The 14,696-nt window shown below is 71.7% G+C and carries 13 protein-coding genes; 3 read left to right on the top strand and 10 right to left on the bottom strand.

Translation table 11 applies throughout. The features are described 5' to 3' along the window. Positions 1-209 precede the first annotated feature (209 nt). Entirely contained in the window at positions 210-1,637 is a 1,428-nt protein-coding gene (gene nsdA, locus OHA30_RS26940) for a transcriptional repressor NsdA (RefSeq protein ID WP_328918011.1), read from the bottom strand. Between the two features lie 379 nt (positions 1,638-2,016). Between nsdA and OHA30_RS26935 the strand changes: the two genes are divergently transcribed. After that, complete coding sequence (locus tag OHA30_RS26935; protein WP_328916459.1) at positions 2,017-2,730, top strand: bifunctional DNA primase/polymerase; 714 nt, start codon at positions 2,017-2,019, stop codon at positions 2,728-2,730. A gap of 70 nt (positions 2,731-2,800) precedes the next feature. On the opposite strand, the gene ftsY is transcribed toward OHA30_RS26935, so the two are convergent. From ftsY to OHA30_RS26910, 5 genes are all read right to left on the bottom strand, one after another. Next, entirely contained in the window at positions 2,801-4,009 is a 1,209-nt protein-coding gene (ftsY, locus tag OHA30_RS26930; protein ID WP_328916458.1) for a signal recognition particle-docking protein FtsY, read from the bottom strand. A gap of 99 nt (positions 4,010-4,108) precedes the next feature. Beyond that, positions 4,109-5,524, bottom strand: a complete 1,416-nt coding sequence (locus tag OHA30_RS26925) for a sugar porter family MFS transporter (protein ID WP_328916457.1) — start codon at positions 5,522-5,524, stop codon at positions 4,109-4,111. A 200-nt stretch (positions 5,525-5,724) separates the two neighbouring features. Beyond that, a complete protein-coding gene (gene smc / locus OHA30_RS26920; protein ID WP_328916456.1) occupies positions 5,725-9,387 on the bottom strand; it encodes a chromosome segregation protein SMC in 3,663 nt (1,220 codons plus the stop codon). Positions 9,388-9,749: 362 nt separating this feature from the next. Further along, the gene (locus OHA30_RS26915) at positions 9,750-9,953 is read right to left on the bottom strand and encodes a hypothetical protein (protein WP_328916455.1); all 204 of its coding nucleotides are present in this window, start codon (positions 9,951-9,953) and stop codon (positions 9,750-9,752) included. A 297-nt stretch (positions 9,954-10,250) separates the two neighbouring features. Then, entirely contained in the window at positions 10,251-10,532 is a 282-nt protein-coding gene (locus tag OHA30_RS26910) for an acylphosphatase (RefSeq protein WP_328916454.1), read from the bottom strand. 151 nt (positions 10,533-10,683) lie between these two features. Here OHA30_RS26910 and OHA30_RS26905 point away from each other — a divergent pair, with 151 nt between their 5' ends. Next, entirely contained in the window at positions 10,684-11,553 is an 870-nt protein-coding gene (locus tag OHA30_RS26905) for a CAP domain-containing protein (RefSeq protein ID WP_328916453.1), read from the top strand. 87 nt (positions 11,554-11,640) lie between these two features. Next, entirely contained in the window at positions 11,641-12,036 is a 396-nt protein-coding gene (locus OHA30_RS26900) for a winged helix-turn-helix transcriptional regulator (RefSeq protein ID WP_328916452.1), read from the top strand. Here the strand turns inward: OHA30_RS26900 and mutM are convergent. From mutM to OHA30_RS26880, 4 genes are all read right to left on the bottom strand, one after another. After that, positions 12,009-12,875 carry a bifunctional DNA-formamidopyrimidine glycosylase/DNA-(apurinic or apyrimidinic site) lyase gene (gene mutM / locus OHA30_RS26895; RefSeq protein WP_328916451.1) on the bottom strand — a complete coding sequence of 289 codons (867 nt, stop codon included), beginning with the start codon at positions 12,873-12,875 and terminating at the stop codon, positions 12,009-12,011. The two genes, OHA30_RS26900 and mutM, sit on opposite strands and share 28 nt — an antisense overlap. A 130-nt stretch (positions 12,876-13,005) precedes the next feature. Then, positions 13,006-13,764, bottom strand: a complete 759-nt coding sequence (gene rnc / locus OHA30_RS26890) for a ribonuclease III (RefSeq protein ID WP_405785194.1) — start codon at positions 13,762-13,764, stop codon at positions 13,006-13,008. A 7-nt stretch (positions 13,765-13,771) separates the two neighbouring features. Further along, positions 13,772-13,945, bottom strand: a complete 174-nt coding sequence (gene rpmF, locus OHA30_RS26885; protein ID WP_328916449.1) for a 50S ribosomal protein L32 — start codon at positions 13,943-13,945, stop codon at positions 13,772-13,774. 2 nt (positions 13,946-13,947) lie between these two features. Beyond that, the gene (locus OHA30_RS26880) at positions 13,948-14,553 is read right to left on the bottom strand and encodes a YceD family protein (RefSeq protein WP_328918010.1); all 606 of its coding nucleotides are present in this window, start codon (positions 14,551-14,553) and stop codon (positions 13,948-13,950) included. Positions 14,554-14,696: the final 143 nt, after the last annotated feature.

Here is a 14,696-nt window from a genome sequence, read left to right as displayed (position 1 = left end):
GGCCGGTTTTCGCCATGAGATTGACTCAGCCGGGTTTCCGCCGATGCCGTTCGGTGTTTCGCCGCCGTGACGAAGAAGTCGTCCTTGTTACATGGAGATGAACCGCCACCGGGTGTGGTGAAGGATGTATACGGGTGGGATGGAAGAAGACCGGAGCGGTCACCGTCCGGGGAACGGCGAGGCGCGTACGGTAATGCCGCGCGGGCCGCTCAGGCGGACTCGGCGACTTCCGGAAGCTCCTGGGAGAGCCGGTCGGCGAGGTGGACGACGGCGGGCACGTCGCCGAAGTCACGGACCGCGGTGTGCGTGGTCTTGCGGATCCGGGTGTTGACGCGCTCGGAGCGGACCCGGCGGGCGACGCGGATGGCGTGCTCGGTGAAGTGCGCGGCCTGCTCGGGCTCCCGCATCAGCAGATGGACAGTGCCCATGCCGACCAGATTGAGGGCGTAGGCACGCTGGTGGACGGGGTCGTCGCTGAATCCGTTGACGGCCTTCTCCATCTCGGGCCGCGCGAGGGAGGCGTAGGTGGGGCTGCGGCCCGCGACATAGGCGAGGTCGCGGTAGGAGTGGGCGTTCTCGGCGTGCAGCTCGGCCTCGTTGAAGAAGCTGATCCAGGAGGGGTCCTCGGCCGGCCGGGAGTCGGCGAAGGTGTCCTGGGCCATCCGGACCGCGCGGTGGCACTTGTTGACCTGGCCCATGTTGGCGTACGCGCGGGCCTCCAGGGCGTGCAGCATGGCCTGGGTGGTGGCGGTGGCCGACTCCCGGCTGCCGTACTGCGCGAGGTGGATCAGCTCCAGGGCGTCGTCCGGCCGGTCGAGGTGGATCATCTGGCGGCTCATCGAGGACAGGATGAAGGCGCCGAGCGGGCGGTCGCCGGCCTCCTTGGCCGCGTGCAGGGCGAGCACCAGGTACTTCTGCGCGGTGGGCTGGAGACCGACGTCGTAGCTCATCCATCCGGCGAGCGCGGCGAGGTCGGCGGTGGTCCGGTAGAGCCGGCGGGCGACGGGCTCGGGGTGCGCCTCCTGGAGGAGGTCGGTGACCTCGTGCAGCTGGCCGACGACGGCCTTGCGGCGCAGTCCGCCGCCGCACTGGCTGTCCCACTCGCGGAACATCACGGCGGTGGACTCCAGCAGCTCCAGCTCCTGCTGGGAGAGCCGGGAGGGCCGGCCGCCGCCGTCGCGGGACGCGGCGAGCACGGTTGTGGTCAGTCCCGCGGGGTCGGCCGACGCGGCGGGGGCGGTGGGCACCAGCCAGCGCTGCATCGGCTCCAGCAGGGCGGGCCCGGCGGACAGCGCGAGCGAGGTGCTGAGGAAGCCGCGGCGGCCGAGCATGAGGTCGCTGCGGGAGAACTCGTTGATCAGCTGGACGGTCTGCGGGCCGGCCCACGGCAGGTCGATGTCGCCGCCCGCGGGCGGCTGGTGGGGGGAACGCAGGCCCAGGTCCTCGACCGGGACGACACAGCCGAAGCGCTCGGAGAACAGCTCCGACAGGATGCGCGGGATCGGCTCGCGCGGCTGCTCCCCGTCGAGCCAGCGCCGCACCCGCGAGGTGTCGGTGCTGACGTGGTGCGCGCCCAACTGGCGTGCCCTGCGGTTGACCTGACGCGCCAACTCGCCCTTCGACCAGCCACTGCGCATGAACCATGAGCTCAGTTGCGCATTGGGCTGCTTCTCCGGTGTGCCGGTCACGGTCAAGCCCCCATCCCGCTTGTCTCGAACCCCTGCATATCAGGGTCCGTTGAGTCCTGTGGCCCGTATCGCCGGATCGGCGGCGGGCGTTCGGGCCTCACCTTGCCTCCGGCATATCCGGGAGGCGAGTGGGCCACCGCCATGGACTCCTGTACTGAAAGTAGCCCCACGATCACCCATCGGACGGCCGATGTCGCGGAAACGCCACCATTCGCCACCCCTTCGAATGAACTCGGTCGCGGTTGCGGACGATTCACTTGACACATGCCGGTCGGACAAGGTCAGGCAGCTGCGTAACCATCGGCGGCGGCGACGCGTTGGAGAGGTCATGGTGTTCACGATCGGCAACATCCGCGAGATGCGGCAGCAGCGGTACGGGGTGCGCGACACGGCCCGGCTCGCGGCGCTTTCCGGCACGCGGCGCCGTACGCACGCCGCGGTGTGCACCACGGTCGCGGAGTACACCGCGCTGTGCGGCTGGGCGGTGGCGCCGGGGGCGCGCGCGGCACGCGGGGGCGGCGCCTGCTCGTGCGGCGACACCCGCTGCGCGGCGCCGGGGGCGCATCCGCTGGCGTACGCCGGGGAGATCCCGGCCGGGGCCGGTCTTGAGCAGGCCGCGGCGGTGTGGGACCGGGTGCCGGGGGCGGCGGTGCTGCTGCCCGTGGGGCGTTCCTTCGACGTGATCGACATGGCCGAGGCGGCCGGGCGCCGGGCACTGGTCAGGCTGGAGCGGATGGGGCTGCACCTCGGGCCCGTGCTGCGCACGCCCACCGGCCGGGCGCAGTTCTTCGTCGCGCCGGGCGCGGCGGCCGAACTGCCGCAGCTGCTCTACCGGATGGGCTGGGACGACGCGCGGCTCGACCTGCGCTGCCTGGGCCCGGGCGAGCATGTCACCGCTCCCCCGTCGGACCTCGCGGGCCTCGGCCCGGTCGGCTGGCTGCGCGAGCCCCGCCTCGACTCGATCCCCCAGCCCCCCGAGGCCCGGCTGCTGCTGGGCACGCTCGCCTACGTCACCCACCGCGACCGCGCCGCCTACGCGTAAGGGGTGTCCTCCCGTGAGGACACCCCTTACGCACGGCTATTGATCCGGTGATGCGTAACAACTGACCCGGCTACTCCCCGATGAGGGCGTCCACGAACGCCTCGGGCTCGAAGGGGGCCAGGTCGTCCGCGCCCTCGCCGAGGCCGATGAGCTTGACCGGCACACCGAGTTCACGCTGGACGGCCACCACGATGCCGCCCTTCGCCGTGCCGTCGAGCTTGGTCAGGACGATGCCGGTGATGTCCACGACCTCGGCGAAGACCCGTGCCTGGACCAGGCCGTTCTGCCCGGTGGTGGCGTCGAGCACGAGCAGCACCTCGTCCACCGGCCCGTGCTTCTCCACGACCCGCTTGACCTTGCCCAGCTCGTCCATCAGGCCGGTCTTGGTGTGCAGCCGGCCCGCGGTGTCGATGAGCACGGTGTCGGCGCTCTCCGCGATGCCCTCCTTGACCGCGTCGAAGGCCACCGACGCGGGATCGCCGCCCTCGGGCCCGCGTACCGTACGCGCCCCGACCCGCTCGCCCCACGTCTGCAACTGGTCGGCCGCGGCGGCGCGGAAGGTGTCGGCCGCGCCGAGTACGACGCTGTGCCCGTCGGCGACGAGCACCCGGGCGAGCTTGCCGGTGGTGGTGGTCTTGCCGGTGCCGTTGACGCCGACGACCAGCAGCACGGCCGGGGAGTCCTCGTGGCTCTCGGTGCGCAGGGTGCGGTCGAGCGTGGGGTCGACCAGGGCGATCAGTTCCTCGCGGAGCAGTTGGCGCAGATCGTCCGGGGTCCGGGTGCCGAGCACCCGTACCCGGGTGCGCAGCCGCTCGACCAGCTCCTGGGTGGGGGCGACACCGACGTCGGCGGTGATCAGGGTGTCCTCGATCTCCTCCCACGTCTCCTCGTCGAGGCGTTCCCGGGAGAGCAGGGTGAGCAGGCCCTTGCCCAGCGAGTTCTGCGAGCGGGACAGACGGGAGCGCAGCCGTACGAGGCGGCCGGCGGTCGGTTCCGGCCGCTCGATCTCCGGCGCGGGCGGGACCGGCACCTCCTCGACGGCCTCGGGCGCGGCGGTGGCGCCGGGGAGCGGAACCTCCTCGATGGTCCGGCGGGGTTCCTCCCGCGGGGTCTCGGCCTCGTCCCCGACGTGCGGTTCGGCGGGAGGCGTGGTGATCGTCGGGGGGCTCGGCGGCGAGGGCGGCAGCTGCTTTTTCCTGCGGCGGCTGCCCACCACCAGCCCGCCGGCCCCGAGGACCACGACCAGAGCGATGACGACGACTAGGATGACGATTTCCATAACCCCCCCAGTATCACGGTTCGGTCGCCGCCTTCTCGCCCCAGGGCGCGCGGACTCGCCGCGGGAGGTACGGCCGCGCCCCCGCCGCGGAGAGCCGGCTCAGCCCATCTCCTCCAGGGTCTTGCCCTTGGTCTCCTTGACGAAGAGGAGGACGAACGGGATGGAGAGCACCGCGAAGCACGTGTAGATGACGTACGTGGCCGACAGGTTCCAGCCGGCGAGGCTCGGGAAGCTCGCGGTGACGGCCCAGTTGGCGATCCACTGCGCGGAGGCGGCGACGCCCAGGGCGGCGGCGCGGATCTTGTTCGGGAACATCTCGCCGAGGAAGACCCACACGATGACACCCCAGGACAGCGCGAAGAAGAGCACGAAGCAGTGCGCGGCGATCAGCGCGACCGTGCCCTCGGTGTTGGGGAGGGTGGCGCCGCTCTTGGCGGAGAAGGCCCACGCCTCCAGGGCCAGGGCGACCGCCATGCCGGTGGAGCCGATCAGGGCGAGTGGCCTGCGGCCGATCCGGTCGACACAGAGTATGGCGATGCCCGTGCCGATCATGTTCACGATCGAGGTGGTGAAGGAGTAGAGGAACGAGCTGCTGGGGTCGATGCCGACCGACTGCCAGAGCGTGGCGGAGTAGTAGAAGGCCACGTTGATGCCGACGAGTTGCTGGAAGACCGAGAGCCCGATGCCGACCCACACGATCGGCAGGAAGCCCCTCCGGGAGCCGAGCAGGTCCTTGAAGGTCGACTTGTGCTCGCGCCGCATCGCGTGCTCGATCTCGGCGACACGCGCGTCGAGGTCGATGTGCTCGCCCTCGACATCGGCCAGTACGGCCTTGGCGTCGTGCTCGCGGCCCACCGAGATCAGATAGCGCGGGGACTCGGGGATGACGAAGGAGAACATGCCGTAGATCACCGCGGGGACCACCATCACACCGAGCATCAGCTGCCAGGCTTCCAGTCCGATGATCTTGCCGCGCTGGTTGCCGTTGGCGCCCTGGAGGATCGCGTAGTTGACCAGTTGGGAGACAGCGATGCCGAGCACGATCGCGGCCTGCTGGAAGGACGCGAGCCGGCCGCGGTAGGCGGGCGGGGAGACCTCGGCGATGTAGGCCGGGCCGATGACCGAGGCCATACCGATCGCGAAGCCGCCGATGATCCGCCAGAAGGCCAGCTCCCACAGGGCGAACGGCAGCGCGGAGCCGACGGCGCTGATGGTGAACATCACGGCGGCGATCCGCATGCAGTGGATACGGCCGATCCGGTCGGCCACCCGGCCCGCGGTCGCGGCGCCGATCGCGCAGCCGATCAGCGCGATGGCGATGACCTGGGCGAGTTCGCCCGAGCCGATGTGGTACTTGTCCCGGATGGCCTCGACGGCGCCGTTGATGACGGAGCTGTCGTACCCGAACAGGAAGCCGCCCATGGCCGCGGCGGCGGCGATGAAGACGACATGGGCGAGGTGTTCGGGTGGCGGGGTCTTGTCCGCCGGCTCGCTTGCCTGTGCTGTGGTCGTCAAGGCGCTCTCCCTGGGCTCGGCGATGAGCCCTCGCATGAGGGGCTGGATCTTCCAGTGTTGGCCGACCCCCCAACGGCCACCACTCGAACGTGTTGCCCGCGTCCCGGGGGGCAATCCTGGGAATTTTGTCCCTCAATGCCGGAAACGCCCAGGTCAAGGCGGGCCCTCGCCGCGCCCGCGCACCCCGAAGGCCGTCCCGCTCAGGCGGTCTTCTGCTTGCCGTTCCGGAGTCGCTGGCTGATCACCTTGGACACGCCGTCGCCCTGCATCGATACGCCGTACAGGGCATCGGCGACCTCCATCGTCCGCTTCTGGTGCGTGATGACGATGAGCTGCGAGCTCTCCTGGAGCTCCTCCATGATCCGGATCAGCCGCTGCAGATTGGTGTCGTCCAGGGCGGCCTCGACCTCGTCCATCACATAGAACGGGCTCGGCCGGGCCTTGAAGATCGACACCAGCATCGCCACGGCGGTCAGCGAGCGTTCGCCTCCCGACAGCAGCGACAGCCGCTTCACCTTCTTCCCCGGCGGCCGCGCCTCGACGTCCACCCCGGTGGTGAGCATGTTGTCCGGGTCGGTGAGCAGCAGCCTGCCCTCGCCGCCGGGAAAGAGCCGCGAGAAGACGCCCTCGAACTCACGCGCGGTGTCGTGGAAGGCGGCGGTGAAGACCTGCTCCACCCGCTCGTCGACGTCCTTGACCACCTGGAGCAGATCGGCGCGGGTCCTGCGGAGGTCTTCGAGCTGCTCGGTGAGGAACTTGTGCCGCTCCTCAAGGGCGGCGAACTCCTCCAGCGCCAGCGGGTTGACCTTGCCGAGCTGGTGGTACGCCTTCTCGGCCGCCCGCAGCCGCTTCTCCTGCTCGGCCCTGACATACGGGCGCGGCTGGTTGCGCGGGTCCGCAGGGTCCTCGGGCAGGGTCTCGCCCTCGGCGGGCGGTGACGGCGGCACGGGCTGCTCGGGGCCGTAGTCGGCGACCAGCCCGGCCGGCTCCATGCCGTGCTCCTCCAGCGCCTTGGCCTCCAGCTGCTCGATCCGCAGCCTCTTCTCCGCGCCCAGCACCTCGCCCTTGTGCACATCGCCGGTGAGCCGGTCCAGTTCGGCCGTCAGCTCCCGTCCCCGGCGGCGCTCCTGGCCGAGTTCGGCCTCCCGCTCGGCCCTGGCCCGCTCCGCGGCGGCCCGCTCGGCCTCCGCCCGGCCCAGGGAGACCTGGACGTATTCCAGCAGCCCGCGGGCGCCGGCCAGGACGGCGGCGGCCACCGACGCCTCGTACGCCAGTCGGGCCCGGCGGCTCTCCGCCCTGGCCCGGGTCTCCCGCTCGGCGCGCGCGGCCCGGTCGAGTCCGTCGGCGCGGCCGGCCAGGCCCCTGACCCGCTCCTCATGGGTGCGCACCTGGAGCCGGGCCTCCATCTCGGTCTGCCGGGCGTTGGCGCCGTCGGCGGCGAGCCGGTCGCGGGTATAGGTGTCGGGCTCCTCCTCGCCGGGCTCCTCCTGGGCCTCGCTCAGCCGGTAGGACAGCTCCTCCAGCTCCTCGCGCGCGGCGGCCAGCGCCTCCTCGGCCCGTACGACGGCGGCCGCCGCCCGGTCGGCCTCGCCCGCGGCGGCGCGGGCCTGGCCGCCGAACCTGCCGAGCTGCTGGGCCACCGAGGACTTGGCCTTCTCCGCCTCGCGGCGCCGACGGCCGAGTTCGTCCACCGCGCGGGCGGCGGCGGCCCTGCGCTCCTTGGCGGCGGACTGCTCCTCGGCCAGCTGGGCGCAGCGCACTTCCAGCCCGGCCAGCTCGGCGGTGGCCTCGTCGACCGCCGCCTGCACCTCCAGCATGCTGGGCGCCCCGCCCGAACCCCCGTACGCGTTGTGCGCGGCCAGGACGTCGCCCTCGGCGGTCACGGCCGTCAGCCCCGGGTGCCGGGTCACCAGCGCCTCGGCGTCCGCCAGCGACTCCACGACGGCGGTACGCGCCAGCAGATGCCGTACGGCCCCGGTCAGCTCCTCGGGTACGGCGACCAGGGTGTCGGCCCAGCGGGCGCCCACGGGCAGCTCGGGCCGTACGGGCGCGGCGGGTTCAAGGGCGCCGGGCTCGGGCGCCACGGGCTCGGGTGCCACGGGCTCGGGTGCCACGGGCTCGGGTGCCACGGGCTCGGGCGCTCCGGCCAGCAGCAGGGCGGCGCGGCCCGCGTCGTCCTTGCGCAGCAGCCGCAGCGCGTCGGCGGCGGCCGCGGGTCCGGTGACGGCGACCGCGTCGGCGGCGGCGCCCAGGGCCGCGGCGAGCGGGACCTCGTAGCCGGGGGCGACCCGCAGCAGCGCGGCGGCGGAGCCGAGGACCCCGGGGGCCCGGTCGGCCTCGCCGGTGCCGAGCAGCGCGCCCGTGCCGTCCTTGCGGCGCAGTGAGGGGGCCAGGGCGTCCCGGCGGGCGGCGACGGCGGCGCGCCGGCGTTCGGCCGCGGTGGCCGCCTCGCGGGCGGCGGTGAACGCCTCGTCCGCGGCTGCCTGTTCGGCGCGGGCCGTCTCGAAGCGGTCCTCCAGCTCGGCGTCACCGGCGTCCAGGTCCTCGACCTGGGCGCGCAGTTCCTCGTACTCGGCCTGCGCGGACTCGGCGCGGTCGCGGGCCTCGTCGCGGGCGGCGGCCAGCCGGCCGATCTCGGCCTCGGCGGAGGCGGCCCGGGAGCGGGCGGCGTTGACCTGGCCGTTGAGGCGGGCCAGGCCCTCGCGGCGGTCGGCGATGGCGCGGGCGGCGGCCTTGAGGCGGCTCTCCTCCTCGGCGAGCCGCCGTTCGAGCTCCGCGCGGTGGCCGACGGTGTCGTCCAGGGCCCGCTGGGCGGCGTCCAGCGCCTCGGTCAGCTCCGCCTCCTGCTCGCGGATACGGGCGGCCTCGCGTTCCATGTCCTCCGGGTCGCGGCCCCTGCGGTCCTCGACGGGCTGGGTGGTGGCGTGCCGGTGGCGCTGTTCGGCCAGGCCGATGGTGCCGCGGACCCGTTCGGTGAGCTGGGAGAGGCCGTACCAGGTGGCCTGGGCCTCGGTGAGCCGCGGCGACAGGGCCCGTACCTGCTCTTCGAGGCGGGCCTCGCGCCGGAGCGCCGCCGTCAGTTCGGCCTCGACGGCGGCCCTGCGCTCCTTGAGCGCGGCCTCGTCGGCGACCTCGGCGCTCAGGGCCTCGCGCAGGGTGACCAGGTCGTCGGCGAGCAGCCGCAGCCGGGCGTCGCGCAGATCGGCCTGGATGACGGCGGCCCGGCGGGCGACCTGGGCCTGCCGGCCGAGCGGTTTGAGCTGGCGGCGCAGCTCACCGGTGAGGTCGGTGACGCGGGCGAGGTTGGCCTGCATCGCGTCGAGCTTCCGCAGCGCCTTCTCCTTGCGCTTGCGGTGCTTGAGCACCCCGGCGGCCTCCTCGATGAAGGCGCGGCGGCCCATCGGATCGGCGTGCAGTACGGAGTCGAGCTGTCCCTGGCCGACGATGACGTGCATCTCGCGGCCGATGCCGGAGTCGGAGAGGAGTTCCTGGATGTCCAGCAGCCGGCAGGTGTCGCCGTTGATCTGGTACTCGCTGCCGCCGTTGCGGAACATGATCCGCGTGATGGTGACCTCGGCGTACTCGATGGGGAGCACACCGTCGGCGTTGTCGATGGTCAGCGACACCTCGGCGCGGCCCAGCGGGGGGCGGCCGGTGGTGCCGGCGAAGATGACGTCCTCCATCTTGCCGCCGCGCAGCGACTTGGCGCCCTGCTCACCCATGACCCAGGACAGCGCGTCCACCACATTGGACTTGCCGGAGCCGTTGGGCCCGACGACACACGTGATTCCGGGTTCGAAACGCAGCGTCGTCGCCGAGGCGAACGACTTGAAGCCGCGCAGGGTGAGGCTCTTGAGATGCACGCCGGTCGACTCTACTAGGGCTCTGCGGTTTCACCAGGGAAGGTGCAGGGCACATCAGACGTAGAGCGGGGTGTGCGGGGTGTGGCTGACGTATGCGGGAGGCAGCGAGGAGCAGGGTGGGGACGACGAAGGGACGCCGAAGCGTCCCTCGCGGATGTTGCGTATGACGGTGCCCGGCCGTGGACTACAGGCCGTACTGCCGTTGACGTACCAGCTGTTGACGTAGAGCTGTTTGGTATACAGCTGTCTGACGTACAGCCGTTTGACATACAGCCGTTTGACGTACGGCCTGAAGACGTACGGCCTGTGGTGGACGTCCGTTGACGATTCGCCAGAGACGGTTCGCCGGATCGATCCCCGGATCAGGCGAGCACGGGCTCCGCGTGAGATACGTCGATACTGCTGAGCAGCGACTCTTCATGCGATGCCACAGTCAGCGCGTCGTTCTCCGCCTGCATCCGAAGAAGCTCGGACTCCAGGTCCTGAACACGCTGCTGCAGCCTTCGCATCTCGGCGAGAAGTCGCGGGTCGGGTCCGCCGACATAACCGAGAAGCGCCTTTGCCATGATGGATGGTCCTCCACGCTGAGTGACCGACCGGAGCGGGTGGGTCGTGGGTGAGGGGTACGCTCCCGCGCAAGGTGTGTGCCCTGGCCGCTTCCATGGCATTCCTTGGGGCCACGATGCGCGGGGCTTCCAGCGTCTCACCAATTGAGGGGACGGTCAACACGATCACAGCCCAGTCGCCGGGTCCGCCTCAGAAAACACGGCGCTGATAGCGCCGGTGGCCGCCCGCGTGGCTTCGAGATCATCCTCGCTGGGGGCAGCCTGACACGCCCTTCGCCAGATGGCAACCAGTTGTGCTCACCGGATCTCGAAACCCTCGTATCCGCCGCGCGGGTCCCCCCAGATTTCGGTCACCCCGTCGACCCGGCCGGGCGTGTCGCCGCGGCGCAGCCAGTCGAGCAGATGTTCGCAGCGCTCCCGTTCGCCCTCGGCGACCACCTGGACCCGGCCGTCGGAAAGATTCCCCGCGTAGCCCGCCAGGCCGCCGATCTCCAGCGCGTTGGCCCGGGTCCACCAGCGGAAGCCGACCCCCTGCACCCGGCCGCGTACCCACGCGGTGAGCCGGACATTCTCGTTCATGTACGCACGCTATCCCCCCGGTTCGGGCCGCGTCACAGCACCCGTGGCCGTCATTCGCTACAGTCGCCCCCCAACAGAACCTCACCCGTTCGGGTGAACGCACTCGATTCAGGGCCGGCCGGTTCACGGCCGGAGCGAAGGGGAGCAGCACATGGGGCGTCACGGCCGTCATGCGCAGCCCGCGGCGCCGCAGCCGGGCCCGGCGAGCCACCGCGGCCGCCGCAAGCACCACCCGGTCCGTACGGGGCTGCTCGCGTCGTCCGCGGCGATGGCGGTGGGCGCGGTCGCCGTCTCCTCCGGGCTGCTGTCCACGGTGACCGGCGGCCTGTCCTACCAGGACGGCGACGGCTTGGGCACGCAGGCCGGCGGTCCGGCGCCCGACTCCGGCAGCGACATACCCTCGCCGCTGGGCGGGAGCACCACGCCGGCCTCGGGCGGGACCACCACCCCGGCCGGTTCCCCCTCGGGCTCCCCCAGCGGCAAGGCCACACCCACGGCGAGCCCCCGCGCGACGCCGACCCGTACGGCGACGGCCGCGCCCACCCCGACCCGTACCACCGCCGCGCCGACCACGCCCGTGGCGACCAGGAGCGCGGTCCGCACCTCCGCGCCCACCACCTCGGCCTCCCAGTCAGGCGACGCGATCTCCTCGGCCCGGGGCCGGATCCTCGCGCTGGTGAACCAGCAGCGGGCCGCCGCCGGCTGCCAGGCGCTGACGGCCAGTGCGTCGCTCGACACGCTCGCCCAGAACTTCAGCGACGACATGGCCGCCCGCGGCTTCTTCGACCACACCGACCCCGACGGCCGCACCCCCTGGGACCGGGCCGACGCGCTCGGCGTCACCAGCCTCGGCGGCGAGAACATCGCCCGGGGCCAGGCGGACGCCCAGGCCGTGATGGACGCCTGGATGAACAGCCCCGGCCACCGGGCGAACATCCTCAACTGCGACTACAAGACGCTCGGCGTCGGCATCCACTTCGGCACCGGCGGCCCCTGGTGGACGCAGGACTTCGGCTTCTGAGCCGGACGCGGGGGGCCGGGGCCGCAGCGCGGCTTCGGGGGTGGCGCGACCCGGACGAAAGCGCTGCGGCGGAGTAATCTCGTCCGTATGGTCCAGGTCACCGAGCAGGACGAGAGGGACGACTTCGACGTCTTCGCGCGCGACTGCCCGTCCCGCAGAACGCTGGAGCACGTCACCGGGCGCTGGGGCAGTCTGACCCTGTGCGCGCTGGCCCGGGAGACCCTGCGCTTCAACGAACTGCGCCGCCGGGTGGACGGTGTGAGCGAGAAGATGCTCTCGCAGACCCTCCAGGCGCTGGAGCGGGACGGGCTGGTCCTGCGGGACGCCCGGCCGACCAACCCGCCGCACGTCGAGTACCGGCTCACCGAGTTCGGCCGGGAGACCACCGACCGGCTGCTCGCGCTCGTCGCCCTCGTCGAGGGCCGGATGCCGGACGTGCTGGCGGCCCGCCGGAGTTACGACGCGACGCGCGGCACCGGCTGACAGCGCGGGCAGAAGTAGCTCGACCGGTTCATCCAGGGGCGGCGCCGGATCGGCGTACCGCAGCGGCGGCAGGGCTGGTCCTCCCGGCCGTACGCGTCCAGCGACCGGTCGAACCAGCCGGACTCGCCGTTCACATTGACGTACATGCTGTCGAAACTCGTGCCGCCCGCGGCGAGGGCGTCGGTCATGACCTCACGGATGTGCGTGAGGAGTTCGGCGCTGCGGGGGCGGGTGATCCCCGCCGTGGGGCGCTCGTAGTGCAGCCGGGTGCGCCACAGCGACTCGTCCGCGTAGATGTTGCCGACCCCGCTGATCAGGGTCTGGTCGAGCAGGGCCCGCTTGATCGTGGTGCGCTTGCGGCGCAGCGACACATGGAAGAGGTCGTCGTCGAAGGCGGGGTCGAGCGGATCGCGGGCGATGTGGGCCAGAGGTATCGGCAGGGCCTCGGGGTCGCCCTTCACCGGCTCGTGCAGCGAGAGACCGCCGAAGGTGCGCTGGTCCACGAAGCGGAGGTCGGTGCCCTCGGCGTCGGCGAAGGTGAGGCGGATCCGCAGGTGCGGTTCGGCGGGGGCGTCGGCCGGGCGGATCAGGAACTGGCCGCTCATGCCCAGGTGGGCGACGAGGGAGAGGTCGTCCGTGACGGGGAGCCAGAGGTACTTGCCCCTGCGGTGGGCTTCGCCGAGGACGGTGCCGTGGAGGGTGGCGGCGAAGTCGGCCGCTCCCGCGGGGTGGCGCCTCACCGCGCGGGGGTGGAGGACGGTCACCTCGTCGACGGTGCGGCCGCTGGCCCAGCGGGCGAGTCCGCGGCGGACGACTTCGACTTCCGGGAGTTCCGGCAACGTTCTTCCTTTCCCACCCGCCCGCCCTTTTGCCTCAGTCGCCGGCGGGCTGAAAAAGCGCCTCAATCGCCGGCGGGGCTTTTTTGAGCCCCGCCGGCGATTGAGGCGAAGAGCGTGCCCCGCGAAGGGGTCAGCTCGCCGCGGAGGCGGACTTGCGGATGGAGCGCCAGGCGGCTTCAGCCGCCTGCTGCTCCGCTTCCTTCTTGCTGCGGCCGGTGCCGGCGCCGTACTCGACACCACCGACGCGGGCGGCAGCCCTGAAGGTCTTCTCGTGGTCGGGTCCGGACTCGGTGACCGCGTACTCGGGGACGCCCAGTCCCTCCGTGGCGGTGAGTTCCTGGAGACTGGTCTTCCAGTCCAGGCCCGCGCCGAGGTTGGAGGACTCCTCGATCAGGGGGTCGAAGAGCCGGTGGACCAGCTCGGAAGCCGCGTCGAGGCCCTGGTCGAGATAGACCGCCCCGATCACCGCTTCAAGGGTGTCCGCGAGGATGGATGCCTTGTCCCGGCCGCCGGTACCCTCTTCGCCCCGGCCGAGCCGGATGAACGCGCCCAGGTCGAGCCCGCGGCTGACCCCGGCCAGGGCCCGCGAGTTGACCACCGCGGCCCGCAGCTTGGCCAGTTGGCCCTCGGGCAGATCGGGGTGGGTGCGGTAGAGGGTGTCCGTGACCACCAGACCGAGCACCGAGTCCCCCAGGAACTCCAGCCGCTCGTTGGTGGGCAGCCCGCCGTTCTCGTACGCGTACGAGCGGTGGGTCAGCGCACGCACCAGAAGGGCGGGTTCGAGGTGATACCCGAGCCGCCCTTCCAGAAGCGTGTGGGACGAGGCTTTGTCCGTCGCGGCCTGCTGTGACGCCGTCGCGTCTGACGTGGAGGACACTGAGCCTGTCACCTGCCGATCAGACCTCGATGACCTGACGACGGTTGTAGGTGCCGCAGCTGGGGCACGCGATGTGCTGCAGCTTCGGCTCGTGGCAGCGCTCGCAGGCCACCAGGGTCACGGGCGCAGCCTTCCACTGCGAACGGCGGTGGCGCGTGTTGCTGCGCGACATCTTCCGCTTCGGAACAGCCACGGCTACTTCTCCTGGTTCTCGTCGGTGCCCTGGTCGGCACCGCTCTTCTGATTCAGATCCTTCAAGGCCGCCCACCGGATGTCGGTGACCTCGTGGTGGTGGTCCGGGTCGTCGGCGAGCCGCGCTCCGCACTGGGAGCACAGACCCGGGCAGTCGTCCTGGCACACCGGCTTCATCGGCAGTGCGAGCACCACCGCGTCCCGCAGCACGGGTTCGAGGTCGAAAAGATCGTCCTCGAGATTGAACGTGTCCTCGTCCTCGGCGTCGTCACCGGCTTCGTCCCTGCGGGCGGTCCGGGTGTCGGCGTCGGGGTAGGAGAACAGCTCCTGGAACTCCGCGTCGAGCTCGCGCTCGATCGGCTCCAGACACCTTACGCACTCCCCCGTGAGCGGCGCGCGGGCGGTGCCGGTGACCAGCACGCCCTCCATGACCGACTCCAGGCGGAGGTCCAGCTCGACGGTCGCGCCGTCCGGCACCCCGATGACCTCGATCCCGAGGTGTCCGGGCGCCGGCACCGAGCGGGAGACCTTCTTCATCGCACCAGGACGACGACCCAGCTCATGCGTGTCGAACACGAGCGGGGCACGGTGGTCGAGGCGGGTGTTCAGGGCTTCCTGCTTTCATCGGTACGACCGGCCCCTGGTCCCTTGCGGGCGGGCAGGCCAAAGCGCCGGCGATTCACACGGCTGGAGATGACAGGATACTGGACGTGCGGCCCCCGCCCAAACAGAGCGGGTTCCGCGGGACCCCG

The organism is Streptomyces sp. NBC_00223, assembly GCF_036199905.1.
Lineage (GTDB): Bacteria > Actinomycetota > Actinomycetes > Streptomycetales > Streptomycetaceae > Actinacidiphila.
The sequence above is the reverse complement of the archived record's forward strand: the minus strand, read 5'-3'. Positions and strand labels throughout refer to the sequence as shown.